The following is a 25,601-nucleotide window of genomic DNA, read 5'->3' as shown; positions in this document are numbered from 1 at the left end:
AGAGGGGAGCAAAAAGGGGCGGGACCGAAAGGTCCCGCCCCGATTTCGTTGGGCGATGCGGTCGCTGGAGCGTGCCGCTGAGAACCGGAAGCTGGCCTTCCGGTAACAGCGCGCTCCGACAATGACTCAGAGCACGCTGTTGTGTCCGTGAAACAGCAGCGTGCTCCAGGCCGAGGGTCAGCCGATCCGGCCGCTCGCATGGGCGAGGACGAGGAAGACCCGTCCCGTGTCCGAGCCCAGATAGGCGCGCCGCATCTCCTCGCCGTTGGCATAGCCCGGCAGGCCGTCCAGCAGCCGCTCGAACTCGCCGACATAGCGGTCGACCGTCTCGCGGAAGCCCTTGTCCGCCTCGTAGCTCGCCTGCACCTCCTCGAAGATGTCCCGGCCGCGCGGACCGTACAGGTCGGCCGTGAAGACGGCCTCGTCGCCGAGCCGGTGCCGTTCCCAGAGCCGAAGCGCCTCGTCGCCGTCGATCAGGCCCGCGAGGTCGCTCGAGATCGTGTCGAGCGAGCGCACGCGCCGGGGCTCCGGCTTGGCAGCGGGTTGCGCCCGCCGTCCCTCTTCGCGCGAGGCATCGACCGCCGCGGCGAGCCGCCCGCGTCCGCCCTCGGTCCGGGCGGGTTTTGCAGCCGGCGCCGCGGGTTCGGGCCGGGCGGGCACGGGAGCGGGAATGGGAGCCGGCTCGGGCGTCTCGGTGCGGCCGCGCGAGATCGCGACGTCGTGGCCGCGATTCGAGCGGGAGACGAGGGCGCTGAGTTCACTGAGCGCCTTGATCTGCTCCGCCACGACGCGGCGCATCTCGGCTGCCGCGGCCTCCGTCTCGGCCGGCAGGCCGACCACGCCCTGGCGCAGCTCGGAGCGGGTGCGCTCGAGCTCCTCCTGGATCGTGCCCGTCATGCCGCGCAGGTCGCCGGCAGCGTGCCGGAAGCCTTCGAGCGCCCGCTCGATCCGCTGGGCCATCTCGCCGTTGAGGTCCTCGAACAGATGGCGCAGCTCCGCGACCGACCGCTCGACCTCCTCGTTCGAATGGCTGCGCAGCCGCTCGAACTCGCGGGTGAGCGAGGCCGAGGCGCTGTCCGCGCCCGAGGCGAGGGCCGTCCGGACCGCGGCGGCCCTGTCCTCGGCGTCGCCGATCGTCTCCGACAGGAGTGCGGCGAGCTTGCGGGTCTCGTCCGAGAAGCTCCGCGCCCGCTGGTCGACCGCGTCGAGGAGCGAGGCGAGGCTCGCCTGACGCTCGACCAGGGCCGTCGTCATGCGCGCTTCCACCGTCCCGAGGTCGGTGGTCGCCGTATCGAGCGCGGCGAGCTGGACGCGCGTGCCCTCGGCAAGGGCGCGCCCGCTCGTGTCGAGCTGCCCGACGAGGGTCGAGACCTCCCGCAAAGCGCCGCCCGAAGCCTGTTTCAGCGCGCCGACCTGATCCGACAGGAGATCCGCCGCCCGCGTCGTCTCGTTGGTGACGTCGGACAGCAGGCTCTGGAGCTGGTGGATGCGGCCGGCGAGGCCGTCCTCGATCGCCTCGAGATTGCCCTGCGCCTCCGAGGAGACGTGCTGGACGAGCCCGTTGGCCTCGCCCAGCCGGCGGATGATCGACTGGAACTCGTTGCGCAGGTTGTCCTGGGCCGAGACGAGGTTGCCGATCGCCTCCTGGGTGCGGTCCTCGACGCTCGTCCGAAGAGCTTCGACCGAGCCCGTGTATTGCGATCCGATCTCGGCGAGGCGCGTGCGCAGCTTCTCGAGGATCTCGTCCCCGCGTTCGCTGAGCAATCCGCTGACGCGGTCCGCGACCTGGTTCAGGTTCGCCGCGAGTCCGTCGGACTTCGCCGCGATCGCCGATGTCAGCGCGTCGCCGCGGTCGACCACGAGGCTCCTCAGGCTCTCGGTCCTGCGATCGAGCGAGCCGGCGAGATCGTCGCCCTCCGTCCTGATGACGTCGGCGATCTCCTTGCCGCGCTGCTCGATGGCGGCCGCGACGGAGACCCCGCGCTCCTCCACGAGTTCGCGCAGGGTGGCGGTGCGGTCGTCGAGCAGCGAGCGCAGCGCGTCCGTTCCCCGGTCCAGCCGTTCGGCGGCCGAGCGGCTGCCCTGGTCGATCGCACCGGCGATGGCCTGCGTGTGGCTGCCGATCAGCGATGCCGCGGCCGTGCCGCGTGTCTCGACGACGGCGGTGAACTCCGCCGTCCGCTTCTCGAACAGCTCCGACAGGTCGGCCATCTGCTTGCCGAGCGTCAGGGCGATCGAGTCGCTCCGGCGTTCGAGGATCGAGCCGAGGGTCGCGGTGCGCCGGTCGAGGAGGTCCGTGAAGGCGGTCGCACGCTCGTCCATGAGCTGCGATGCGGCCTCGGTCTTCTCGCCGATCGCGCCGGCCTGGCGCTCGAGGATCTGGCTCACCTCGGCGACCTGGTTGCCGAGGGTCGCGATGACCGCCTGGCCGCGCCGGCCGATCTCCTCGGCGAGGGTGCTGCCACCCTTGTCGACCAGGCTGCCGAACGCCTCCATCCGAGCCGCGAACGTCTCGCCGAGACGCCCGACGGCCGCCTCGATCGAGCCGGACACGACACGGCCCTGCTCGTCGATCGTCCGGGCGAGGCCGCCGCCCCGCTCGTCGAAGAGCCGCGTGAAGGCCGTGCTCGCGGTATCGAACAGACGCGCCGCCTCGGCCATCCGGGCGCCGATCTGCTTGGAGGCCGCTTCGCCCTGCACCGTCAGCGTCCGGGCAGCCTGCCCGCCCTGTTCGTCGAAGACGCGGGACAGTTCGGCGAGCCGGGTCCCGATCTCGGTGACGACCGCCTCGCCCTGCGCCGAGAGTCCGCGCATGGCTTCGCCGCCGCGCTCCTCGAAGGCCTGAGTGACCTCCGCGAGCCGCTTGTCGAGTTCGCCCGAGACGGCCTCGGTGCGGCGCGTGAGCGTGCGGACGAGTTCGCCGCCGCGCTCGCCGAGCAGCATCGTGATGCGGTTCGTCCCCGTGTCGAGGAGATCGGACACCTCCGCGATCTGGCCGCCGAGCGAGGCCGTGATCAGCGCGCCCTGGCGGGTGATCCCGTCCGTCGCGGTCCGTCCGCGCTCCTCGATCAAGGCCGCGACCCTGGTGGATTCGGTCTCGAAGAGCTTGCCGACCTCGGCGATCTGGCCCGTGAGGGCGGCGTCGATCTGGGCCCCCTGGCGGGCGAGGCCGCCCACGACCGCGTCTCCGCGCTGCTGCAGGAGGTCGCCGACTTGCGAGCTGCGCATCTCCAGCATGTCCGCCAGCTTGGCGAAATGCTCCGACAGCGTCCCGTCGATCTGTGCGCCCGTCTGCGCCAGCCCCTCGACGATGGTGTCGCCGCGCTGCTGCAGGAGGTCGCCGATCCGGGTGGTTCCCGCTTCCAGGCGCTCGGCGGCCTTGGCGAAGTGATCGGCGAATGCCGCGTCGATCTGGGAGCCGTGCTGGGCCAGTCCTTCGACGACCGACGCACCACGCCGCTGAAGCACCTCGCCGATCCGGGCCGCGCCCGTGTCGAGAAGCTTGGACAGCTCGGCGATGCGCCCGTCCAGGGCGGTCTGGATCGTCGAGCCCTGGCTGTCGAGGCCCTCGGCCGCCGCGCGGCCGCGCTCGTCGAGCAGGGTCGCGAGCTGCGCGCTGCCTTCGCCGAGAAGGGCCGCCAGAGCCTTGATCTGGTTGCCGATCGAGGTCGAGGCGAGCGCGCCCTGGCGGGTGAGACCGTCGGCGGCCTTGCGGCCTCCCTCCTCGAAGAGACGGGTCAGGTCCGCGATCCTGGCGTCGAGGTCCCGCGTGACGGTCTCGCCGCGGCCGGACAGCGCCGCCAGCGTCTCGCCGCCGCGCTCGTCGAAGAGACGCGACAGCTCCGTCATCTGCTCCTCGATCCGGGCCGTGACCGCTTCTCCCTGGCCGGTCAGGCCGGCGAGCAGCTGGCCTCCCTGGTCGCCCATCAGCGTCGAGAAGCGCTGCGCGCCCTTCTCGAACAGGTCCGTCACCTCGGCGATGCGGTTGCCGAGGGTCGCGCTGACGGCGTCGCCGTGGCGCTTCAGGCCTTCGACGGCGGCGAGGCCGTCCTGGCCGAACAGGCGGCCGATCTCGGCCAGCGAGCCCTGCATGGCGTCGCGCACCGTCGCGCTATGGCCGCTCAGCGCGCCGGCGATCTCCTCGCGGGCCGAGGCGAGCAGCGTGCCCAGCCTCGCGCTGCCGGTATCGATGGCGCGATCCAGCTCGATCACCTGCGCGTCGACGCGCTCGGCGAAGCCCCGGCCATGCAGTTCGAACCGGCCGGCGAGGTTGGCACCCTTCTCGTCGAAGAGACGGGCAACAGTCCCGATCCGCTCGTCCAGGATCGCCGCGATCGTGTCGCCACGCTGGCGCAGGTCCTCGACGAGGGCCGGCGAGCGCTCTTCGATCAGCGTGCGGAACTCCGCGTTCCCCTGGTCGAACAGGCGCGCGACCTCGGCGATCTGGCCTCCGAGGGTCGTCGTGATGCCGAGCCCCTGCCGGGCGACGATCTCGACGAGACCGTTGCCGCGCGTCTCGAGGATGAGCCCGAGCTTCGCCATCCGGTCTTCGAGGAGGTCTGCCGCCGCGCCCGTCTGGGCGGTGAAGGCGGAGAGGGCCTCGTGGCCGCGCTGGCCGATGAGCGACGAGGCGGTGGTTCCGCGCTCCTCGATGAGGGCGGTGAGCCGCGCGGTATGCGTGTCGAAGGCGATTTCGGCCGCCCCGGCCTGCGATTCGATGCGGGAGGCCGCTTCCCGGCCTGCCCGTTCGATCCGGTCGGCCAGCGAGGCCGAACCGCTCTCCAGCATCGATTCGAGGCCGGACGTGCGGTCGGCGAAGAGGGTGGCGATCTCCGTCGCCTGATTGCCGAGCGTGCCGATGACCGCCTGGCCGCGGCTCTGGAGCAGGTCCGCCACCTCGCCGCCGCGCTGCGAGACGAGATCGGCGAGCGCGCTCGTGCGCTGGTCGAGCAGCTGGACCGCTTCCGAGGTCCGGTTGCCGAGCGTCGCGATCATCTCCTGGCCACGGCGCGAGACGAGATCGGCGAAGCCGGCGCTCTGCTCGTCGATCATGGCCGCGAGGCCGGTGGTGCGGTCGTCGATCGTGCCGGTGAAGCCCTTCAGGCGGCCATCCAGCACCGCGACGAGGTTCTCGGTGGCCCGGTCGATCGTCGCCGTGAGGTCGGCCGAGCGTTCCCCGAACGTCTGGCTGCGCTCGTCGAGCAGGTCGGCGAGGCCCTTGCCGCGCTGGTCGAGCAGGGCGGTGAGGTCCGTCATCCGCGCGCCGAGCGTGGCGAAGACGGAGCGGCCGGCTTCGTCGATCCCGGCGGCGAGCGCGAGGCGCTTCTCGTCGGCGAGGGAGGCGAGGGCGGTGGCGCGCTCCTGCGTCGTCGTCCCGAAGGCTTCGGTCCTGGCGTCGAGCAGCTCGACGAGGGCGCGGCTGCGCTCGTCGATCGCCTCGATCAGGCTGCGGGCGTGGCTGGTCATCGCAGCCTCGACCTCGCGCTCGTGGTTCTGGAGCGCGGATGTGAGGGACGTCGCCTGCTGGCCGATCGTCTGGTCGAGCACGCGGCCACGCTCGTCGATCGTCAGCGCGGTGACGCCGAGCGGCGCGACGACGCGCGTCTCGAGCTGCCCGAGGCTGTTCTCCAGCGTGGCGGAGATGCGGTCGGCCCGCGATCCCAGCGCCTCCTCGATCTCTTCGGCCTTGCCTTCGAGCGCCGCCCGGATGGCGGAGGTCCGGGCGACCACGTCGCGCGTGATCTGCTCGGACTGATCCCGCAGCATCTCGTGCAGGTCGCGCGAGCTGGTGGCGAGAAGCTCGGCAAGTTCCTTCGCCTTCCGGTCGAGCCCGCCAGCATGGTCGCCGATGGTCTCGTTGATGCGGAGGGTAAGCGCCTCGATGTTCTGGCCCACGGCCTCGGCATTGGCCTTGAGGCCGGCAGCCATCTCGCGCCCGTTCTCGACGAGAACGCGCGCCATTTCGCGGGTGCGCTCGACGAGCGCCTCGTTGAGGGCGGTGGTGCGGGCGGCGATGCGCTGCTCGAGCTGGCCGGTGACGGCCTCGAGCGAACGGCCGACCTGCTCGGTGCGCTCGGTCGCGTGGCGATCGAGGCTCACGAGGCCTGCCTGCAGCGCCTCCTGCGTCGCGCGCGCCTGGGCGATCAGCCCCTCGGACAGCTTGACGCCGTCGACGGAGACGATCCGGTTCATGTCCTCGAGCCGGGCGTTGAGCTGCTCCGTCAGCGCGGCGACGTCGCGCGACAGGCGCTCCGACAGGGCGCCGCCACGGGTGCCGACCGTCTCCTCGAACGCCGTCAGATGGGCGCCCAGCGTATCGTCGAGCGCCTTGCCCCGGCCGACGACGGTCTCCTCGAAGCCGGCAAGACGGGCCGACAGGGTCTCCTCGAGGCTGCGGCCGCGGGCGGTGATCTGCTCCTCGAAGCTGAGGAGGCGGGCGCCGACGAGGTCGTCGACCTCCTTGCCGCGCGTCGCGAGCGCGTCGGTGAGGCGCGTGCCCGTCGTCGAGAGGATCTCGTTGATCTTCATGCTCTGGCCGGCGAGGGCGCGCACGACCTCGCGCCCGGTATTGGCCAGGGCCTCGTTGGTCTCCGCCGTCCGGCGGGCGAGTTCCTCGGCGATCTCGCGCGCCTGGGAATCGACCGTCCCGCCGGCCTCGCTCAGGCGCCGCGACAGCTCGTTGGCCACCTTGTCGATGGTGGTGTTCAGCGCCCCCTGCGCCTCGGCCGTCTGGGCGTCGAGGGCATGGCTCAGCTTCTCGCCGAAGCCCGAGAGGTTGGTTTCGAGCGCGCCGCCACGCACGCGGATGCTCTCGTCGATCCGACGGCTGACCTCGTCGAGCTTCTCGGTGAGTTCCGAGCCGCGCGCCGACAGGTCCTCGCCGCTGACCTTGCCGACGGTCTGGATGCGCTCCTGCAACTCGGCGCCGAGGCGGTCGAACTCGGCGGTCACGCCGGTCCCGGAGAGCTTGATGCGACCCGCGAGATCGTCCCCGCGGCGTGTGATCTCCTCGAAGACGGCGGCGGAGACGCTCTGAAGCGCCGATTCGAAGGCGTTGCCGCGCAGCCCGAGCTCATGCGCGACGGCCGCGCCGGCCGTGGCGATCCGGTCGCGCGTCTCCGTGCCGTGGCTCTGGATCGCGTCGGCGACGCCGCGGCCGGCCTCCTCGATCGCGCCGCGGGCGCCTTCACCCTGGGCGCGGATGCTCTCGGCGACCGTCGATCCGGTCGAGGACAGGGTTTCGGTGAGGGCGCGCCCGCCGCTCGCCAGCGTCTCGGCGAGTTCGGTCGACGCCGTGGCGAAGCCCGTCTTGGCCTCTTCGCTGCGCAGCCGGATCGCGTCCGCCAGGGTGGAGGCGATCGCGTCGAGCCCCTCGCGCGCGGTGCGGCTCTCCTCGGCCAGGGTCTGGCTGAAGCGGCTCGCGGCCGTCTCGATGCCGGTGCGGGCTTCCTCGCCGCGCAGATGCAGGGCCTCGGCGACGCTGGCGCCCGTGGCCGCGAGGCTTTCCGTCAAGCCGCGGCGCTCGACGATCAGCGTCTCGCTGAAGCGGGCGGCGCTCGCCTCCATCTCGCTGCGGGCTTCCTCGCCCTTGAGGCGGATCGCCTCGGCGATCCCGCCGCCGGTCGCCGACAGCGTCGAGGTCAGCTCGCGGCCCTGCGTCGCGATCGTGGCGGTCAGGCCCGCGGCGGCGCCGTGGAACTCGGTCGTCACCTCGTTGCCGCGGCCGCGGATCTCGTCGACGACGCCGCTGCCGATCCGGGAGAGGCCGTCGAGGAGCTCGCGCGTCTGCGTCGAGAGGGTTTCGGTCAGGCGGCCGGCGGTCTCCTCGATGCCGGTTCTCGCCTCCTCGGTCCGCTGCTGCAGCGTTTCGGCGATGGTGATGCCGGCGAGGTTGAGGCCGTCGGTCAGGTCGCGGCCGCGGCCGCCGATCGTGGTCGCGAGGGCCTCGATCGCGCCGTCGAATTCCGAGCGCACCTCGGTGCCGCGTGTCCGGATGAGGTCCGCCGCCTCGCGGCCGGTCGTCGACAGGCTCGTGGTGAGGTCGGTCTTCTGGCGTTCGAGCAGCCCGAGCAGTTCCTCGCGCAGCGCGCCGAGCGCGGAGGTCGCGGAATCCTGCTGGGTCGCGATGCCGGCGACGAAGCTCTTCGTCGAGCCGTCGAGCGTGTCCCGCACCTCGGCCGAACGGGCCGTGACGGTCTCGACCAGGGCGGTCGCGCTCCGCTCCATTTCCTGGCGCGCCTCGCCGCCGCGAAGGACGATCTCCGAGACGAGGCCGGTGCCGACGCTCGAAATCTCGTCGCGCAGTGCCGAACCCCGCGTCGTGATCTCGTCGACGATGCCGGTGCCGGTCTTGGCGATGGTCTCGCGCAGGGCGTTCGTGCGGGCGTCGATGCCGCTTTCGATGTCCCGCCCGGTCTGGGCGATCTGAAGGTTGATCTCGTTGGTGCGCGTGACGAAGTTGCTTTCGAGCGCCTGGGCGGCGCGCTCGAGCGAGGCGCGCGCCTCTCCGCCCTGGGCGACGAGGGAGCCGATCACCTCGGTACCGGTCTCGGCCAGGGTCCGGGTGACGCGCGTCGCGCCTTCCTGGAGGCTGCGCGTCAGGATCTCGCCCGTGCGCTCGAACGCGACCGTCACGTCGGCCGCCTTCGAGGTGAGGGCGCCGGTGACGGCGTCGCCGGCGGCCGTGACGTCGCGCTTGACCGTCTCGGCGGTCTCGCTGATCCGCTCGACGATGTCGGCGCCGCGCACGCCCAGATCGGTGACGAGGCCGCTCGCAGCCCGTTCCAGCGCGCGGTTGAGATCGTCCGAGCGCTTGTCGAGGCTCGACGTCACGCGCGATCCGGCGGCTTCGATCGTCTCGATGATGCGGGCGCCGCTCTCGTTGAGCTGCCCGGACAGGTTGCCCTGCGCGTCGGTGATCGCGGCGCGGATGCGCTCGGCGTTCTGCACGACGGAATCCTGCTGCGCCGTCAATTCCTCGAGCAGCCTGCGGATACGGTGCTCGTTATCGGCATAGGCACGCTCGAGCGTCGTGATCTCGGAGCGGACCATCGTCTCGAGTTCACCCGCACGGGCGAGGGCGCGTTCGAGGCCGTCGCCGACGGCGCCCACCTCGCGCCGCACGGTGCGCGATACGGACATCACGCCCCGCGAGGCGAAATCGTCGGGCTTGGCGAGACGGATCGCGACCTCGCCGACCGCGCGGGCGACGAGGCGCATCTCCCGCGAGCGGACCGCGAGCATCCCCGCGATGAAGAAGAGAAGGACGGGACCGAAGGCGACCGCACTCGCGAGCGCGATCTGGATCGGCGACAGGCCCGTCGCATAGGCCTGCAACTCGCCGGGGGCGACGCGCCACCAGACGAGGGTGGCAAGGCCCGCGAGCCAGGCGATGCTCGCGAGCGCGGCGACCCAATAGGCCCCGGCCGAGGGCCGGCCGAGCAGCGCGCGCGTGAGGATCGCCACGTCCTGGCTGTCGTCGTTGGCGACGGAGGTCGTGTCCGGCGAGATGATTTCAGCGGGCGGCGTGCGCCCGGGCTCCGCGACCGTTGTGCCGTCCTGCCCGTCGAACAATGCCTGTTCGACGGCCGAGATCCCGGCCTGGTTGGAAGGGGGGAGCTTCTGTTCGATCGCCATCTGCCGCCTCGGTGACGCAACGCGCGGAACTCGATCGGCGGCGCTCGCACCTGCGCCGCGTCGTCCCCCGGAACCGGCCTCCTCAGACACGGCCCGGCGGACAAAGGTTAATCCGCGTTTACCATAGCCAGTCTAGGTCGGGAGGCCAGGGGAGGGAACCCGATGGGCCGCGCGAGCTGTGAACGTCGTTAACGCCTGAGTAACCACCCGGCCGCAAGTCGCTCGATTCGACTCGAAAATGCGAAAGTTTTGAGCGATCCCCTTCCTGGCCGGAATCCACGGCCGGACGCGAGTCGGATCCGCCCATGACCAGTGATACCGATCTTGTGGATTTCGGCTTCCTCCGGCAGCAGACCTTCGGAGACGAGGTGCTGGAGCGCGACCTGCTCCGCCTGTTCCTCGGCCAGTGCAAGACCCTTCTGCCGGTGCTGGTCCAGGAAGATGACCTGATCGCCCGGCGGGACGCGGCGCACAGCCTGCGAGGTGCGGCGAGTTCACTCGGGGCTCAGCGGATCTCCGAGGTCGCATTGCTGGTCGAACTCGCGGCGATGGCTGGCGAAGCGCGGTCCGGCGCCGACCTCCGACGCGCGATCGAGGCGACGGAGCGGGTGATCTCGCTCCATCTCGCGGCCCGCGCGGCGTGATTGGACTCGTTACAGACACCCTCGCCAAGGCGGCGAACGTCGCCTAAATCTCCCGAGCGCCCGGCTCCTCTCGCGGGCGTGCGGAGAAACAATGCCCAAAATCACCTTCATCGACGTCGCCGGAGCGTCGCGGGACGTCGATGCGCCGGCCGGCTGGACCGTGATGGAAGCGGCCGTCAAGAACGACATCCCCGGCATCGAGGCGGAATGCGGCGGTGCCTGCGCCTGCGCGACCTGTCACGTCTATGTCGATGACGCTTGGCTCGACAAGGTCGGTCAGGCGGAGGATATGGAAACGGACATGCTCGACTTCGCGTCCGACCTCCGGCCGAGTTCGCGCCTGTCGTGCCAGATCAAGATCACGTCCGAGCTCGACGGGCTGGTCGTTCACACACCCGAGCGCCAGGGATAGGAAGCATGGTAGACAGCCGGCCCGTCGTCGTCGTCACGGGAGGAAGCCGCGGCATCGGAGCTGCCGTCTCGCGGCTCGCCGCCGCACGCGGCTTCGACGTGGCGGTGAATTATCGCTCCGAGGCCGAAGCCGCCGAGCGCGTCGTCGCCGATTGCCGCGCCGCGGGAGCCCGCGCCTGCGCCATCCAGGGGGACATGGCGGTCCAGGCCGACATCGTCGCGCTGTTCGACAAGGCCGCCGCGGAACTCGGTCCGATCGCGCATCTCGTCAACAATGCCGGCGTCACGGGCAAGTCGAGCACGCTCGCCGAGGCTTCGCCGGACGTCATCCGCTCCTCGATCGACATCAATGTCACCGGCGTGATCCTCGTCGCGCGCGAGGCGGCTCGGCGCATCTCCACCCGCCGCGGCGGTCCGGGCGGCTCGATCGTGAACATCTCGTCGGTCGCGGCCGAGTTCGGGAGCCCGAACGAATACGTCTGGTACGCGGCCTCGAAGGGGGCGGTGGATTCGCTGACGATCGGATTGTCGAAGGAGCTCGCACCGGACGGTATCCGGGTGAACACCGTGGCACCGGGCATGACCATGACCGACATCCACGAGCGCTCGACCGAGGATGCGGGCCGCATCGAGCGGATACGGCCGCATATCCCGCTTCAGCGCATCGGCGAGCCCGAGGAGATCGCGGAAGCCGTCGTGTTCATGATGTCGGATGCGGCGTCCTATATCAGCGGCGCCAAGCTCAAAGTGTCCGGCGGGCGGTGATCGCCGTCCGCCCGGGGCGGCGGGCGGCCTGGAAGCCCGCGCCTCGGCTCCGGGGGAGGGCGCCCACGAACCGCCTGACGGTCGGCAGGATTCCGGCCACGATCCGTTGCACGCCCTCCGGCGAGGGGTGGACGCCGTCGATCAGCCGGTAGCGTGGCTCGGCCCACAGGCCGGCATAGAAGTCGGGATACGCGATCAGCCGATAGCGCCGGGCGAGCGAGCGATAGACCTGCTCGAACCCGGCGGCGTCATGCATCCAAGGGATGGGCATGCGGAAGCCTGCCAGCAGGACCGGAATGCCGCGGGCGCGCAGCCGCGCGATGATCTGCTCCAGCGCGTTCCGCGTTGCGAGGGGCGAGGTCATCCGGATCATGTCGTTGGCGCCGAGTTCGAGGATCACGCCGTCCGTGTCGGCGGGGACGTCCCGGTCCAGCCGTGCGAGGCCGCCCCAGCTCGGATCGTTGGTGACGGCGGCGTCGACGACCGTGACGTCGATGCCGCTACGCTTGAGGCTTGCCTCGAGAACGGCCGGAAAGGCCTGGGCGCGCGGGATGAGAAAGCCCGAACTCAGGCTGTCGCCGAGCACGACGAGCTTCAGCGGACGCGAGGATCGGGCCTCGGTCGGCCCGCCGAGGAGCGTGGCGGCCAAGGCGAGCATGGCCAGGAGCAGGAGGTGGCGTGGCGAGGGCATGACCGGAGCTGCGTCGGGACGATGGGTGGAGACGGCGAAAGCCAATTCCATGCCGGTGGCCGCAGTCGGTGTTCGCCCGCACCCGTGCCGCCCGCACCCTTGCCGCCCCGATGCTCGCCCCCGTCCGAGCGAGGCGGTCATGTCCCGTCGCCTCTTTTCGATATGCTTCGACATGAAGGGCCCGGCTACATGGGCCGGGCATCTCTCACGCCGCGGCCGATGCAACGGCGGCGTGGGAGGGAAGCAGCAGCCGCACTTCCCGCCGAAACGGGAACTCACTAAGGCAACGCCATGTCCGATACTCAGAACATCCGTCCCGATGATGTCGTCGAGGTCGGCGGCGTCCGCTTCGGCAACCGCCTGCCGCTGGCGCTGATCGCCGGGCCCTGCGCCATGGAGAGCCGCGAGCACGCGCTCGAGATGGCGGAGGCGATCAAGGAGATCGCCGACAAGGCCGGGATCGGCCTCGTCTACAAATCCTCCTTCGACAAGGCGAACCGCTCGTCGGTCGCGAGCCCTCGGGGGATCGGCCTCGCCAAGGCCGTCGAGGTCTTCGCCGAGGTCAAGGAGCGCTTCGGCCTCCCGATCACGACGGATGTCCACGAGATCGAGCAATGCGCCCCCGTGGGCGAGGTGGCCGATATCCTCCAGATCCCGGCCTTCCTCTGCCGTCAGACCGACCTCCTCATCGCGGCGGCGAAGACCGGGCGGGTGGTGAACGTCAAGAAGGGTCAGTTCCTCGCGCCCTGGGACATGGGGAACGTCGCCGCGAAGCTCCGCGCGACGGGCAATGCCCGGGTGATGGTGACGGAGCGCGGCGCCTCCTTCGGCTACAACACGCTCGTCTCCGACATGCGCTCGCTGCCGATCATGGCGGAGACGACCGGCGCGCCGGTGATCTTCGACGCGACCCATTCCGTGCAGCAGCCGGGCGGGCGCGGGACGACCTCGGGCGGGGAGCGCCGATTCGTGCCTGTCCTTGCCCGGGCCGCGGTCGCGGTCGGCGTCGCCGGGGTCTTCATCGAGACCCATGAGGATCCGGACAACGCGCCCTCGGACGGCCCGAACATGGTGCCGCTGAAGGAACTGCCGGCGCTCATCGACCAGCTCGTGGCCTTCGACGCGATCGCCAAGGGGACGACGAAGGGCCGCGTGGCGTGACCTCTCCCGCCGCGGCCTCGACGGATCCCGCCGAGGTCCGGCGGACCATCCTGATCCTGTCGGTCTGCGGCTTCGCCTCGGCGCTCTCGACGCGTTTCGTCGATCCGATGATCACCGTCATCGCGCGCGATCTCGAGGCCGATCCGCTGCGCGTCGCGCTTCTGTCGACGGCCTATGCGCTGCCCTACGCGCTGATCCAGCTCGTGCTCGGCCCGATCGGGGACGCGCTCGGCAAGGAGCTGGTCACGAAGATCATCATGGTGGTGCTGACGGTGACGACGCTCGCCTGCGCCGCCGCTCCGGACCTGACGACGCTCTTCGTCTTCCGCGTGCTCTCCGGCATGGCCGCAGGCGGCATCATTCCGATGGGGCTCGCGACGATCGGCGACCGCGTGCGGATGGTCGACCGCCAGGTCGCGATCGGCCGCTTCCTGACGGCGGTCCTCACGGGGCAGCTTCTCGGCGGGATCGGCGCAGGCTTGGTGGCCGATGGGTTCGGCTGGCGGGGGGTGTTCCTGTTTGCGACGCTGCTCACCGCCGCGTCGACGGTGGCGGTGCTGATCGGCTTCCGGGGCTACCGGTCGGCCGGCGGCGAACTCAGCTTCGCCTCGGCCGGTCGGCGCTACCGGAGCATCATCGCGATCGGGCGCGTGCGCTGGCTGGTCCTGTTCGTGTTTGCGGAAGGCATCCTGGTCTACGGCGTGCACCCCTATATCGCGGCCATGCTGGAGGCCTCCGGCACCGGCGGTCCCACCGAGGCGGGCATCGCCATCGCGGCCTTCGCGGTCGGCGGCATCCTCTACACGCTGGTCGTGCGCTGGCTCCTGAACACGCTGGGTCTCTTCCGGATGCTGCGCGTCGCCGGCTTCATCGCCGGCGCCGGCTATCTCGCGCTCGCACCGGTGCTGCCGGCCTGGGTGGCCGCGATCGGCCTGTTCGTGGTCGGCATCGGCTTCTACATGCTCCACAACTCGTTCCAGACGCAGATCACCGAGATGGTGCCGACGGCCCGCGCCTCGGCCGTGTCCCTGCACGCTTTCGGTTTCTTCATCGGTCAGGCGCTCGGCCCGGTCCTGTTCGGGCTGGTTCTGGCCAGCCAGGGCCGGGCCACGGCCTTGATCGCCTGTGCCTGCGGCCTCGTCGTCCTCGGGTTGACCGCGGGCTACGTCCTCTCGCGACCGGCGAGCCCGGCCGGCCGCTGAACCGACAGAATCATCCTCTCTAGAGGCGCGACGCAAAGGGGCGGGGAGAAGCCATGCCGATTGTCGGAGCCATTTTCGGCGCCATCGTGATGGGGCTGATCTACTGGATCATGTGGGGCGGAGGGCTCGCCTATATCGACGCCGCGCTCAACTCCCGCCAGGAGCGGAAGCGGCGCGAGCAGAACGCAATGCGCCGGATCGAGAGCGACAGGGAGGCGGCCAAGGCGCCGCTGCGCTCGATCACCGATCCGCGCGAGGCGGCGACGGCGCTGATGCTCGCCGTCGCGCGAAGCCGGGGCGAGATCACGCCCGAACAGACCACGGCGATCACGGGGCAGATGCGCGAGCGGCTGGGCTTCGACGGCGACGTCGATCACCGGCTCAGCTATTGCCGCTTCGCGGCGGAGAAGCTGGCGGCGCCGGAGGCCGCCATCGACGAGGTGGCGCCGCTTCTGCGCGGCGCGCTCGATCCGCATGAGAAGGAGGAGCTCCGCGCCATGCTGGAGCAGGTCTCGGCCCTGCACGGCGGCCCGACCGACCGTCAGGAGCGTTTCGTCGGCACCCTGATGCGGCGGATCAACGAGGCCGCCTGAGGGCGCTCACCGCCCCCGATAGGGCGCGACGCCCTGGTCGGGCAGCCACAGGTCCTTCGGCGGCGCGCCGGTCTGCCAGAATACGTCGATCGGGATGCCGCCGCGCGGATACCAATAGCCGCCGAGCCGCAGCCAGCGCGGCTCGAGCAGCCCCGCGAGCCGCTTGCCGATCGCGACCGTGCAATCCTCGTGGAAGGCGCCGTGGTTGCGGAAGCTCGCGAGATACAGCTTGAGCGACTTCGATTCGACCAGCCAGTCGCCGGGCACGTAGTCGATCACGAGGATCGCGAAATCGGGCTGCCCGGTGACGGGACAGAGCGAGGTGAATTCCGGCGCCGTGAACCGCGCGAGGTAGTCCGTATCCGGATGCGGGTTCGGCACCCGGTCGAGCTGGGCATCCTCGGGCGAGGCGGGGAGGGCGGCCGAGCGGCCGAGCAGAAGATCGGTCATGGTCGGGAGGTAGCGGGCGCGCCCGATCCGTCAAGGGCCTCGCGCCTCGCGCCGCGCGCAAGGGCCTCGCGCCGCGCGAATGTCTCTGCCAAAGCCGGTCCATGCCCACCCGACCGAATTTCGATGCCTCCTTCCGCCGGAGCCTGCACGATCTGTTCGTCTGGCGCCGCGACGTGCGTCGCTTCCGTCCCGACCCCGTCGGGGAGGATGTGCTCGAGGCGCTCCTCGGGGTCGCCGCGACGGCTCCCTCGGTCGGCCTGAGCCAGCCCTGGCGCTTCGTCGTGGTCGAGGAGGGACGGCGGCGGGAGGCCGTGCGGCGGAGTTTCTCCGCCTGCAATGCCGCGGCGCTCGCGGCGCAGGACGAAGGGCGGGCGGCCCTCTATGCGCGGCTCAAGCTGCAGGGGCTGGACGAGGCGCCGTGCCAGCTCGCCGTCTTCGTCGATCCGGAGCCGGAGCAGGGCCACGGGCTCGGGCGCCGCACCATGCCGGAGACGACGGCCTATTCGGCGGTCATCGCCATCCACACGCTCTGGCTTGCCGCGGAGGCGCGGGGCCTCGGTCTCGGCTGGGTGTCGATCCTCGATCCGCAGGCCGTGACGGAGGCGCTCGACGTGCCGTCCCGCTGGCGCTTCGTCGCCTATCTCTGCCTCGGCCATCCGGCGGATCGGAGCGAGACGCCCGAACTCGAACGGGACGGCTGGGAGCGCCGGCGGCCCGTCGCCGAGACGGTGCTGCGCCGGTGACGCCTAGCCGGCCGCGCCGGCCTCTGCGAGGGCCGTCCGGATCGCGGGCATGACGATCTCGCTGACGGCCTTGTCGTCCATGCGGCCCCTGACGCGTGCGAGGACCCGGCCGGTGCGCGAGAGGATGTAGCTGTAGGGCACGCCCTTCTGGCCGAGGAGGCCCGGGATGCGTCCGTCATCCATGGCGAGCGCCGCATACGGGTTGCCGGCGCGCTTCAGATGCGCCGCCGCCGACTCGGGCTTGTCGCGGAAGACGATGCCGAGCAGGCGGAACCGGTCGTCGGCGGCGAGGCGCATCAACTGGTCGTGCTCGGCCCGGCAATCGGGACACCAGGAGGCCCAGATGTTGAGGATGGCGGGGCCTCGGCGGAACTCGTCGGCCGCGAAACCCGGAACGGCGCGTCCATCGGCCGTCACGAGGCCCGGCAGGCCGGGCATCTCGCCTCCCGGCAGGACGGTGCCCACCGCCTTGCTGCACGCGGCGAGGCCGAGGCCCGCGCCGAGGGCGGGCAGGCCCAAAAGGAGGCTGCGGCGGCTCAATCCGGAGCCGTTCCGGTGCCTGGGCGCGTCAATCCGAGCCAGTTCCGTTCCCATCCCGGTCGATCTCCCCGCTTCAGGCCGTGACGCCCCGGCCCCTTGCATGGCGCGCGCCGTGGCCTTACCGCCAGCCCAAATTCCAAGGAGTTCTTCCATGACCACCATCATCGACATCGCCGCGCGCGAGATCCTCGACAGCCGCGGCAACCCGACGGTGGAGGTGGATGTCGTGCTCGAAGACGGCTCGATGGGCCGCGCGGCGGTGCCGTCGGGCGCCTCGACCGGCGCGCACGAGGCGGTGGAACTGCGCGACGGCGACAAGAAGCGCTACGGCGGCAAGGGCGTGCTGAAGGCCGTCGAGGCCGTCAATTCCGAGATCGCGGGCGAGTTGGCCGGCATGCAGGCCGAGGACCAGGTCGAGATCGACGAGACGATGATCCGCCTCGACGGCACGCCGAACAAGGCCCGGCTCGGCGCGAACGCCATCCTCGGCGTCTCGCTCGCGGTGGCCAAGGCGGCGTCCGACGCGGCGGGCCTGCCGCTCTACCGCTATGTCGGCGGCACGCAGGCGCGCGTGCTCCCCGTTCCGATGATGAACATCATCAACGGCGGCGCCCATGCCGACAATCCGATCGACTTCCAGGAATTCATGATCATGCCGGTCGGCGCGCCGACCTTCGCGGATGCCGTCCGCGTCGGCGCCGAGGTGTTCCACACCCTCAAGGCGGCGCTGAAGAAGGCGGGCCACAACACCAATGTCGGCGACGAGGGCGGCTTCGCGCCGAACCTCTCCTCGGCCGAGGAGGCGCTCGACTTCTGCATGACCTCGATCAAGCAGGCCGGCTACAAGGCGGGCCGCGACGTCGTCCTCGCGCTCGATTGCGCCTCGACCGAATTCTTCAAGAAGGGCAACTACGCCTACGAGGGCGAGGGCAAGAGCCGCGATCCGCAGGCCCAGGCCGAGTACCTGGCGAAGCTCGTGGCCGATTACCCGATCGTCTCGATCGAGGACGGCATGGCCGAGGACGACTGGGCCGGCTGGAAGATCCTCACCGACCTCGTCGGCAAGAAGTGCCAGCTCGTCGGCGACGATCTCTTCGTCACCAACCCCGTCCGCCTCGCCGACGGGATCAAGAAGGGCGTCGGCAACTCGATCCTGGTCAAGGTCAACCAGATCGGCTCGCTCACCGAGACGCTCGCTGCCGTCGAGATGGCGCACAAGGCGGGGTATACGGCCGTGATGTCCCACCGCTCCGGCGAGACCGAGGACGCGACGATCGCCGATCTCGCGGTCGCCACGAATTGCGGGCAGATCAAGACCGGCTCGCTGTCCCGCTCGGATCGGCTCGCCAAGTACAACCAGCTCATCCGCATCGAGGAGGAGCTGGGTTCGGCCGCGCGTTATGCGGGGCGGGCGGCGCTGAAGGTCTGATCGCTCTGCCTCCGACAGGTCCCCGGCCGCCGCGGCCGGGGATGGGCCGGGCGAGTGCCGCGCGGTGGCGGCATGGCCGCCCGTGCCGCGCACATGGCAGCTTGGCGCGTATCGTGCGGTAAGGGAGGGCGTGCACCTCTCGTTCCTCAATCCGCGCTGGTCCCCCCGGATCGCGATCGCCGCGATGCTCGTGTCGATGCTGACGGCAGGCGCGAATTTCGCCGTGTCGCGGCACGGCATCCAGCACGGGCTTTCGCCCTGGGACCTCGTCTTCCTGCGATTCGCGATCGGCGGGACGATCCTGCTGCCCTTCTTCGTGCAGAAGGGCTGGCGGGATTGCGCGGGGGTCGGCTGGGGCCGAGGCATCGTGCTCGCCCTGACGAGCGGGGCCTTGATCACGACGCTGATGAGCTTCGGCTCCTGGCTCGCGCCCGCCGCCCATGGCGCCGCTCTCGGACCCGGCACCGTGACGGTGGTCGGCGTCGTCTACGCGGCCATCCTCGCGGGCCGCCTGCCGCCGGGGCTGACCATCGCCGGGATCGGCCTGGCGCTCGCAGGCCTCGCCGCCATCGCCGTGGCGGGCTCCGTGACGGGATCGCGGTCGGTCATGCTCGGCGATCTGTGCTATTTCGCCGGCGGATTTCTCTGGGGCTTCTACCCCGTCCTGCTTCATCGCTGGCGGATCGACGGCATGACGGGCGCCGCCATCTGCGCCGTGCTCTCGCTCGTCTTCGTGCCGATCTACCTGGTCCTCATCGAGCCGCGCCTCTTTGCCGTGCCGGTCGAGGTGCTGGTCTTCCAGGCCCTGTACCAGGGCATCGTCAATTCGATCGTCGTGCTCTGGCTCTGGGGGCACGGGGTCAAGGTGCTCGGTGCCGGCGGCACCCAGCTCTTCCCACCCATGATTCCGGTCGTCGGCACGATCTTCGCCATCCCCATCCTCGGCGAATGGCCGGGGCCCATCCAGGTCGCGGGAATCGCCCTGATCGTCGCGGGCCTCGCGGCTGCGGCCCGCGGCAACTACCTGCGCATGAAGCCCAAGGTCTGACGGAGGCCGGCCCCTAACCGTTCCTTAACCGTGATGCAGCAAGGCTTGCAGCATCATGGTCGTGCGCCGCCGCCGCTTTCGCGTCATCCTCTTCTCGCTCGCGGCCTACGCGATGGCCGGCGGGCTCGTCGCCTATTTCCTGCACAACGCCCGCATCGGAAATCGCGGTCTCGACGCCAAGCAGATCCTCAAGATCCAGATCTTCGAGCTGAACAAGGAGCTCGACTCCACTCGCGCCGAGACCAAGGAATGGGAGCGCCGGCTGGCCCTCCTGCGCGCCGAGCATGTCGATCGCGATCTCCTGGAGGAGCGCGCCCGAATCCTGCTCGGTCGGGTGCACAAGAACGACGTCGTCGTCGTCGGCCCCTGATCCGAAAGGGCACCGTCACACTCTCGCTTTCCCCGCCCGACTAGTCTAGCGTCGCTTCAAAAGGCAGGCTGTTTCGGAGGGGTCGAATGGCGGTCGCAGCACGCAAGACGAGCGGCGGCGGGAGGACGGATAGGGGTGCGGCCGCAGAGACTGCCGTCGACCCCGCGGTATCGGAGGTACCGGCGAACAATCCGCCGCCCTTCACCGAGGCCGAGGACCTCTCCGCGTATCACGAGATGTTGCTCATTCGCCGCTTCGAGGAGAAGGCCGGCCAGCTCTACGGCATGGGCCTGATCGGCGGCTTCTGCCACCTCTATATCGGCCAGGAAGCGGTCGTCGTCGGCATGCAGATGGCCGCGAACGAGGGCGACGAGGTCATCACCGGGTATCGCGACCACGGCCACATGCTCGCCTGCGGAATGGATCCGCGCGGCGTCATGGCCGAGCTCACCGGGCGCCGCGGAGGCTACTCCAAGGGCAAGGGCGGCTCGATGCACATGTTCTCGAAGGAGAAGGCCTTCTATGGCGGCCACGGCATCGTGGGCGCCCAGGTCTCCCTCGGCACTGGTCTCGGCCTCGCCAATTGGTACCGCGAGGACGGCAAGGTCGCGCTCGTCTATTTCGGCGACGGAGCCGCCAACCAGGGGCAGGTCTACGAGAGCTTCAACATGGCCGAGCTGTGGAAGCTGCCGGTCGTGTACATCATCGAGAACAACAAATACGCCATGGGCACCTCGGTGAACCGGGCCTCGGCCCAGACCGATTTCTCGAAACGCGGCGTCTCCTTCAACATTCCGGGCGAGCAGGTCGACGGGATGGATGTCCGCGCGGTGCGCGAGGCTGGCCAGCGCGCGATCGACTTCGCCCGTTCGGGCAAGGGCCCCTACATCCTCGAAATGCAGACCTACCGCTATCGCGGCCATTCCATGTCCGATCCGGCCAAGTACCGGACCAAGGACGAGGTCGCGAAGATGCGCGAGGAGCGCGACCCGATCGAGATGGTGAGGAAGCGCCTCCTCGAGTCCCACAAGGTCGGCGAAGACGAACTGAAGAAGATCGACGCCAAGGTCCGCGAGATCGTCAACGACTCGGCCGAATTCGCAAGCCACGATCCCGAGCCCGATCCCGCCGAATTGTGGACCGACATCCTCGTCGAGGTCCGGGCCTAGCGCGCTCCATGCCCACCCCCGGTCCTCATGCTGAGGTGGCCGGCGCCGCCGGCCCTCGAAGCACGCACCAGGCTCGTGCGTTCTTCGAGGCTGCCCTGCGGGCGCCACCTCGGGATGAGGGGGCTCGGGGGTATCCGTCTTGCCGAATTCCTTAAGAGCATACCGATGCCGACCGACATCCTCATGCCCGCCCTCTCGCCGACCATGGAGCAGGGCAAGCTCGCCAAATGGCTCAAGAAGGAGGGCGACACGATCAAGTCCGGCGACATCCTCGCCGAGATCGAGACCGACAAGGCGACGATGGAGGTCGAGGCCGTCGACGAGGGCGTGCTCGCCAAGATCCTGGTGCCGGACGGCACCGACGACGTCGCCGTGAACACCCCGATCGGCGTCATCGCCGCCGAGGGCGAGGACGTCTCCGCGGCGACGGCGGCGAAGCCTGCCTCGAACGGTTCGGCCGGCGAGCCCCCGAAGGGCGACACGCCCGCGCCCGCCGCCGCCCAGGCCGAGCCCGGCCAGGCGCCCAAGGTGCCCGCGCAGCCGAAGGCCCCCTCGGCCGTCGCTGCGCCGCCCCAGCCCGAGACCGTCGTCGACCCCGAGGTGCCCGAGGGCACCGAGATGGTGACGCAGACCGTCCGCGAGGCGCTGCGCGACGCCATGGCCGAGGAGATGCGGCGCGACAGGGACGTCTTCGTGATGGGCGAGGAGGTCGCCGAGTACCAGGGCGCCTACAAGGTCACGCAGGGCCTCCTGCAGGAATTCGGACCGAAACGCGTCATCGACACGCCGATCACCGAACACGGCTTCGCCGGTCTCGGCGTCGGCGCGGCGCTCGCGGGCCTCAAGCCCATCGTCGAGTTCATGACCTGGAACTTCGCCATGCAGGCGATCGACCAGATCATCAATTCGGCCGCCAAGACGCTCTACATGTCCGGCGGCCAGATGGGTGCGCCGATCGTCTTCCGCGGCCCGAACGGAGCGGCCGCCCGCGTCGCCGCCCAGCATTCGCACGACTACGCCGCGTGGTACTCGAACGTGCCCGGCCTCAAGGTCGTCATGCCCTACACGGCCGCCGACGCGAAGGGCCTCCTCAAGGCCGCGATCCGCGATCCGAACCCGATCATCTTCCTCGAGAACGAGATCCTCTACGGCCAGTCGATGCCGGTGCCGAAGCTCGACGATTTCGTCCTGCCGATCGGCAAGGCCCGCATCCATCGGCCGGGAAAGGACGTGACCATCGTCTCCTTCGGCATCGGCATGACCTATGCCCTCAAGGCTGCGGAGGAACTCGCCAAGGAGGGGATCGAGGCCGAGGTGATCGACCTGCGCACCATCCGCCCGATGGACGTCGCGACGGTGGTGAAGTCGGTCCAGAAGACCAACCGCTGCGTCGCGGTGGAGGAGGGCTTCCCGCAATCGGGCGTCACCGCCGAGATCGGCATGAGGATCATGGAGGAGGCATTCGACTATCTCGATGCCCCCGTCGCGCGCGTCACCGGCAAGGACGTGCCGATGCCGTATGCCGCCAATCTCGAGAAGCTTGCCCTGCCGAACGTCGCCGAGGTGATCGCGGCGGCCAAGGCGGTCTGCTATCGGTCCTAGGGCCTGTCTCCGGATCTAAATGAAGTGCCTGCCATGCTCCCCCTGCGATCGCTCGTTCTGTTGTCGGTCGGTTTTGCGGTGACCGGTTGCGTGCAGCAGGATCATGCTGGGCGCTGGGCTCGGATGGCGCCCGCCGAGCGGCAGGCCGCGTTGGACCGCGTGACGGTTTCGCCGGCAGGGATATCGACCGTCCAGTTCAAGGAAATGGGTGACACGGCGCGTGCGCGGGTCCTCAACGGGTTGATCCGGAAGGCTTGGCGCGACACGTGCAATGTGGCGATCATCATCCCCGCTGGCTATTATGCCGATGGACACAGCCGGTGGCGGGCGCGATGCGGAAGCGTATCGGCCGCCTTCGGATACACGATCGCACTTCCTGAAAAGCCGGGCGGAAATGCGCGGTTGTGGCAGTGCAATCGAAGGGGAGGCAATTCGATCACCTGCTCTGTGTTCGATGCGCCGGCTGGCGCTGGTGGATGAGTGATGGCTGCGGCTTCTGCGAGCAGACGTTCCGCATCGGCTTTTGATCTGCGCGCGCGTTCCGCGGAGCATGGAGGGCGTGTCGTCGTATTCGGGGCTACCGGCCGTCCCGCGCGCTTTGCTTTTTCGGGGCGGGCTGCGTGACGACCTCGACCCACATCCTCCGCCCCGCCGGCTATTGCCATTGCGGCGCCGTCCAGGTCGATCTCGAGCTGTCGAAGGCGCCGGACGAGTTGCGCCTGCGTGCCTGCCAATGCGGGTTCTGCCGGCCGCGCGGGGTGCGCACCATCGCTGATTCCGAGGGGCGGGCGATCATCCGCGCGAGTGGGCCCGGCGCATTGAACCGCTACCGCTTCGGCCTGCGCCTCGCGGATTATCTGCTCTGCGCCAACTGCGGCACCTATGTCGCCGCCGTCCAGCCGGACGAGCGGCCGATTGCGGTCGTCAATGTCGGCGGCCTCGGCGTGCCCGAATTCGAGGGTCGCGAGCCCGAGCCGGTCAATTATGCGAACGAGACGCCGGACGAGCGCCTCGCGCGGCGGCGCTCGTATTGGATGCCGATCGACATCGTCCACCCGGCCACGTCCGGGAAGGCGGCCTGACATGGCCGAGCCCGCCCGCCGCCGCGCCACCTATGCCGACCTCGAGGCCGTGCCGGAGACGCTGGTCGCCGAGATCATCGACGGCGTGCTGGAGACGCATCCGCGGCCGAGGCCGGAGCACGGCGCGGCGGCCAACAGCCTGTCCTATGAATTGACCGGCCCATTCAATCGTGGCCGAGGCGGGCCGGGCGGATGGATATTCCTCGTGGAGCCCGAACTGCATCTCGGCTCCCACATCGTCGTGCCAGACATCGCCGGCTGGCGGCGGGAACGTCTTCCAAGACCGAAAGACGCGTTCATCACCATCGTGCCGGATTGGATCTGCGAAATCCTCTCGCCTTCGACGGCACGGCTTGATCGCGGCCCGAAGCGCCGCATCTACGCGAGCGCAGGCGTGCAACACCTGTGGCTGCTCGATCCGGTGGAGGGCGTGCTCGAAGCCTTCGGGCTTGCAGGCGAGCAATGGCTTCTTCTCGCAACGATCGAACGCGGAGAGATGGTGAGCGTCGCGCCGTTCGACGCCATCTCCTTTCCGCTCGACGACCTCTTTCCCTTCGACACGCCGCCCGCGGCCGAGGCCTGACCATGCCGACCAACATCCTCATGCCCGCCCTCTCGCCGACCATGGAGAAGGGCAACCTTGCCAAATGGCTCAAGAAGGAGGGCGACACGATCAAATCCGGCGACATCATCGCCGAGATCGAGACCGACAAGGCGACCATGGAGGTCGAGGCGGTCGACGAGGGCGTGCTCGCCAAGATTACCGTGCCCGAAGGCACGGCCGACGTGCCGGTGAACGAGATCATCGGCATCATCGCCGGGGAGGGCGAGGATGCGAAGAGCGTCGCCGCTTCCGGAGCGGGCGCGCCGAAGGGCGAGGCTCCGAAGGCCGCGCCAGCGGAGCCCGCTCCCGACAAGGGTTCGGTCGAGGCGGCGCCGGCGGTCCCCGCGCCGGCCGAGACGCCCGCCCCCTCCGCGAAGCCCGCGGCCGCCGCCGCCGAGGGCGAGCGCATCTTCGCCTCGCCCCTCGCGCGCCGCATCGCCAAGGAGGGCAATGTCGACCTCTCCGCCATCAGCGGATCGGGGCCGAAGGGCCGGATCGTCCAGGCCGATGTCGAGGCCGCGATCGCGGGCGGCGGCGCCAAGGCGGCGCCGAAGGCCGACACGGCTGCCCCGGCGGGGGCTCCCGCTTCTGCGAAACCGGCCGCCGGCGCCGCGCTCGCCGCCGGCCCGACCCTCGATCAGGTCAAGGCGATGTACGAGGCCGGCAGCTACGAGGAGGTCGCGCTCGACGGCATGCGCAAGACCGTCGCCAAGCGGCTGACGGAATCCAAGCAGAGCGTGCCGCATTTCTACATGTCGCTCGACGTCGAGCTCGACGCGCTGATGGCCTTGCGCGAGCAGATCAATGCGGGCGCGCCGAAGGACAAGGACGGCAAGCCCGCCTTCAAGCTGTCGGTGAATGACTTCGTCATCAAGGGCCTCGCCGTCGCCCTCCAGCGCGTGCCGGCCGCGAATGCGGTCTGGGCCGAGGACCGCATCTTCCGCTTCCGGCATTCGGATGTCGGCGTCGCGGTCGCGATCGAAGGCGGCCTGTTCACGCCGGTCATCCGCAAGGCCGAGCAGAAGACGCTCTCGGTGATCTCGAACGAGATGAAGGATCTTGCCGACCGCGCCCGGAAGCGTCGCCTGAAGCCCGAGGAATACCAGGGCGGCGCGACGGCCGTCTCCAATCTCGGCATGTTCGGCATCAAGTTCTTCCAGGCCGTCATCAACCCGCCCCATGCCACCATCCTCGCGGTCGGCGCGGGCGAGAAGCGCATGGTCGTGAAGGGCGATGCGCCGGTCGTGGTCCAGGCGATGACCGTCACGCTCTCGGTCGACCATCGCGTGGTCGATGGAGCGCTCGGCGCCGAATTGCTGGCCGCCTTCAAGGGGCTGATCGAGAACCCGATGTCGATGCTGGTCTGACGGGGCTCCGCTTGCCGGCGAGTGTGGCCGATCCGCAATTGCACGGCCTGATGGAGCAGGATTAGGTCGCTCCCGAGGGCCGCACGGCCCGACA

20 protein-coding genes are annotated in these 25,601 nt (G+C 70.0%); 16 read left to right on the top strand and 4 right to left on the bottom strand.

Features of this window, described 5'->3' with window-relative positions:
- Window positions 1-177: 177 nt before the first annotated feature.
- Window positions 178-9,636 (bottom strand): apolipoprotein A-IV repeat region-like domain-containing protein, encoded by a 9,459-nt coding sequence (locus tag EV668_RS10310; protein ID WP_133769650.1) that lies wholly within the window; start codon window positions 9,634-9,636, stop codon window positions 178-180.
- Window positions 9,637-9,941: 305 nt separating this feature from the next.
- Between EV668_RS10310 and EV668_RS10305 the strand changes: the two genes are divergently transcribed.
- From EV668_RS10305 to EV668_RS10295, 3 genes are all read left to right on the top strand, one after another.
- Window positions 9,942-10,280, top strand: a complete 339-nt coding sequence (locus EV668_RS10305) for an Hpt domain-containing protein (protein WP_133769649.1) — start codon at window positions 9,942-9,944, stop codon at window positions 10,278-10,280.
- A 91-nt stretch (window positions 10,281-10,371) separates the two neighbouring features.
- Window positions 10,372-10,692 carry a 2Fe-2S iron-sulfur cluster-binding protein gene (locus tag EV668_RS10300; protein ID WP_133769648.1) on the top strand — a complete coding sequence of 107 codons (321 nt, stop codon included), beginning with the start codon at window positions 10,372-10,374 and terminating at the stop codon, window positions 10,690-10,692.
- Window positions 10,693-10,697: 5 nt separating this feature from the next.
- Window positions 10,698-11,456: an SDR family oxidoreductase gene (locus EV668_RS10295; RefSeq protein ID WP_133769647.1), complete on the top strand. Its 759-nt coding sequence runs from the start codon at window positions 10,698-10,700 to the stop codon at window positions 11,454-11,456.
- On the opposite strand, the gene EV668_RS10290 is transcribed toward EV668_RS10295, so the two are convergent.
- Complete coding sequence (locus EV668_RS10290) at window positions 11,434-12,198, bottom strand: GDSL-type esterase/lipase family protein (protein WP_245512990.1); 765 nt, start codon at window positions 12,196-12,198, stop codon at window positions 11,434-11,436. The two genes, EV668_RS10295 and EV668_RS10290, sit on opposite strands and share 23 nt — an antisense overlap.
- A gap of 240 nt (window positions 12,199-12,438) precedes the next feature.
- Between EV668_RS10290 and kdsA the strand changes: the two genes are divergently transcribed.
- From kdsA to EV668_RS10275, 3 genes are read left to right on the top strand one after another with little or no spacing between them, the layout of a single operon-like run.
- Complete coding sequence (kdsA, locus tag EV668_RS10285; RefSeq protein WP_133769646.1) at window positions 12,439-13,308, top strand: 3-deoxy-8-phosphooctulonate synthase; 870 nt, start codon at window positions 12,439-12,441, stop codon at window positions 13,306-13,308.
- The gene (locus tag EV668_RS10280; protein WP_133769645.1) at window positions 13,305-14,510 is read left to right on the top strand and encodes an MFS transporter; all 1,206 of its coding nucleotides are present in this window, start codon (window positions 13,305-13,307) and stop codon (window positions 14,508-14,510) included. Before kdsA ends, EV668_RS10280 begins: the two co-directional genes overlap by 4 nt.
- A gap of 53 nt (window positions 14,511-14,563) precedes the next feature.
- Window positions 14,564-15,103, top strand: a complete 540-nt coding sequence (locus EV668_RS10275) for a TerB family tellurite resistance protein (RefSeq protein WP_133769644.1) — start codon at window positions 14,564-14,566, stop codon at window positions 15,101-15,103.
- 6 nt (window positions 15,104-15,109) lie between these two features.
- Here the strand turns inward: EV668_RS10275 and queF are convergent, their stop codons facing one another.
- Window positions 15,110-15,553, bottom strand: a complete 444-nt coding sequence (queF, locus tag EV668_RS10270) for a preQ(1) synthase (protein WP_133769643.1) — start codon at window positions 15,551-15,553, stop codon at window positions 15,110-15,112.
- Between the two features lie 101 nt (window positions 15,554-15,654).
- Between queF and bluB the strand changes: the two genes are divergently transcribed.
- Window positions 15,655-16,296, top strand: a complete 642-nt coding sequence (gene bluB, locus EV668_RS10265; RefSeq protein ID WP_133769642.1) for a 5,6-dimethylbenzimidazole synthase — start codon at window positions 15,655-15,657, stop codon at window positions 16,294-16,296.
- Window positions 16,297-16,299: 3 nt separating this feature from the next.
- Here the strand turns inward: bluB and EV668_RS10260 are convergent, their stop codons facing one another.
- Window positions 16,300-16,836 carry a redoxin family protein gene (locus EV668_RS10260; protein ID WP_133769641.1) on the bottom strand — a complete coding sequence of 179 codons (537 nt, stop codon included), beginning with the start codon at window positions 16,834-16,836 and terminating at the stop codon, window positions 16,300-16,302.
- A 151-nt stretch (window positions 16,837-16,987) separates the two neighbouring features.
- On the opposite strand from EV668_RS10260, the gene eno reads away from it, so the two are divergent.
- From eno to EV668_RS10215, 9 genes are all read left to right on the top strand, one after another.
- Window positions 16,988-18,265, top strand: coding sequence for a phosphopyruvate hydratase (eno, locus tag EV668_RS10255; RefSeq protein WP_133769640.1), 1,278 nt, complete (start codon window positions 16,988-16,990; stop codon window positions 18,263-18,265).
- Window positions 18,266-18,395: 130 nt separating this feature from the next.
- Entirely contained in the window at window positions 18,396-19,313 is a 918-nt protein-coding gene (locus tag EV668_RS10250; protein ID WP_133769639.1) for a DMT family transporter, read from the top strand.
- Between the two features lie 55 nt (window positions 19,314-19,368).
- Window positions 19,369-19,683: an FtsB family cell division protein gene (locus tag EV668_RS10245; RefSeq protein WP_133769638.1), complete on the top strand. Its 315-nt coding sequence runs from the start codon at window positions 19,369-19,371 to the stop codon at window positions 19,681-19,683.
- A gap of 86 nt (window positions 19,684-19,769) precedes the next feature.
- Window positions 19,770-20,852 (top strand): pyruvate dehydrogenase (acetyl-transferring) E1 component subunit alpha, encoded by a 1,083-nt coding sequence (gene pdhA, locus EV668_RS10240; protein ID WP_133769637.1) that lies wholly within the window; start codon window positions 19,770-19,772, stop codon window positions 20,850-20,852.
- A gap of 165 nt (window positions 20,853-21,017) precedes the next feature.
- Window positions 21,018-22,454 carry a pyruvate dehydrogenase complex E1 component subunit beta gene (locus EV668_RS10235; RefSeq protein ID WP_133769636.1) on the top strand — a complete coding sequence of 479 codons (1,437 nt, stop codon included), beginning with the start codon at window positions 21,018-21,020 and terminating at the stop codon, window positions 22,452-22,454.
- Window positions 22,455-22,487: 33 nt separating this feature from the next.
- Window positions 22,488-22,934: a hypothetical protein gene (locus EV668_RS10230; protein WP_133769635.1), complete on the top strand. Its 447-nt coding sequence runs from the start codon at window positions 22,488-22,490 to the stop codon at window positions 22,932-22,934.
- A 140-nt stretch (window positions 22,935-23,074) separates the two neighbouring features.
- Window positions 23,075-23,536 carry a GFA family protein gene (locus tag EV668_RS10225; protein WP_208111501.1) on the top strand — a complete coding sequence of 154 codons (462 nt, stop codon included), beginning with the start codon at window positions 23,075-23,077 and terminating at the stop codon, window positions 23,534-23,536.
- 1 nt (window position 23,537) lies between these two features.
- Window positions 23,538-24,119 (top strand): Uma2 family endonuclease, encoded by a 582-nt coding sequence (locus EV668_RS10220; protein ID WP_133769634.1) that lies wholly within the window; start codon window positions 23,538-23,540, stop codon window positions 24,117-24,119.
- Between the two features lie 2 nt (window positions 24,120-24,121).
- On the top strand, window positions 24,122-25,507 hold the full coding sequence (locus tag EV668_RS10215) for a pyruvate dehydrogenase complex dihydrolipoamide acetyltransferase (protein ID WP_133769633.1): 1,386 nt from the start codon (window positions 24,122-24,124) through the stop codon (window positions 25,505-25,507).
- The last annotated feature ends 94 nt before the right edge of the window (window positions 25,508-25,601 follow it).

It is taken from the genome of Enterovirga rhinocerotis, from assembly GCF_004363955.1.
Classification (GTDB): Bacteria; Pseudomonadota; Alphaproteobacteria; order Rhizobiales; family Beijerinckiaceae; genus Enterovirga; species Enterovirga rhinocerotis.
The sequence above is the reverse complement of the archived record's forward strand: the minus strand, read 5'-3'. Positions and strand labels throughout refer to the sequence as shown.

Excerpts from the sequence above, each read along its gene's own strand:
- EV668_RS10310 (WP_133769650.1), bottom strand. The coding sequence starts at position 9,636 with ATGGCGATCGAACAGAAGCTCCCCCCTTCCAACCAGGCCGGGATCTCG.
- EV668_RS10305 (WP_133769649.1), top strand. The coding sequence starts at position 9,942 with ATGACCAGTGATACCGATCTTGTGGATTTCGGCTTCCTCCGGCAGCAG.
- EV668_RS10300 (WP_133769648.1), top strand. The coding sequence starts at position 10,372 with ATGCCCAAAATCACCTTCATCGACGTCGCCGGAGCGTCGCGGGACGTC.
- EV668_RS10295 (WP_133769647.1), top strand. The coding sequence starts at position 10,698 with ATGGTAGACAGCCGGCCCGTCGTCGTCGTCACGGGAGGAAGCCGCGGC.
- EV668_RS10290 (WP_245512990.1), bottom strand. The coding sequence starts at position 12,198 with ATGGAATTGGCTTTCGCCGTCTCCACCCATCGTCCCGACGCAGCTCCG.
- kdsA (WP_133769646.1), top strand. The coding sequence starts at position 12,439 with ATGTCCGATACTCAGAACATCCGTCCCGATGATGTCGTCGAGGTCGGC.
- EV668_RS10275 (WP_133769644.1), top strand. The coding sequence starts at position 14,564 with ATGCCGATTGTCGGAGCCATTTTCGGCGCCATCGTGATGGGGCTGATC.
- queF (WP_133769643.1), bottom strand. The coding sequence starts at position 15,553 with ATGACCGATCTTCTGCTCGGCCGCTCGGCCGCCCTCCCCGCCTCGCCC.
- bluB (WP_133769642.1), top strand. The coding sequence starts at position 15,655 with ATGCCCACCCGACCGAATTTCGATGCCTCCTTCCGCCGGAGCCTGCAC.
- eno (WP_133769640.1), top strand. The coding sequence starts at position 16,988 with ATGACCACCATCATCGACATCGCCGCGCGCGAGATCCTCGACAGCCGC.
- EV668_RS10245 (WP_133769638.1), top strand. The coding sequence starts at position 19,369 with ATGGTCGTGCGCCGCCGCCGCTTTCGCGTCATCCTCTTCTCGCTCGCG.
- pdhA (WP_133769637.1), top strand. The coding sequence starts at position 19,770 with ATGGCGGTCGCAGCACGCAAGACGAGCGGCGGCGGGAGGACGGATAGG.
- EV668_RS10235 (WP_133769636.1), top strand. The coding sequence starts at position 21,018 with ATGCCGACCGACATCCTCATGCCCGCCCTCTCGCCGACCATGGAGCAG.
- EV668_RS10230 (WP_133769635.1), top strand. The coding sequence starts at position 22,488 with ATGCTCCCCCTGCGATCGCTCGTTCTGTTGTCGGTCGGTTTTGCGGTG.
- EV668_RS10220 (WP_133769634.1), top strand. The coding sequence starts at position 23,538 with ATGGCCGAGCCCGCCCGCCGCCGCGCCACCTATGCCGACCTCGAGGCC.
- EV668_RS10215 (WP_133769633.1), top strand. The coding sequence starts at position 24,122 with ATGCCGACCAACATCCTCATGCCCGCCCTCTCGCCGACCATGGAGAAG.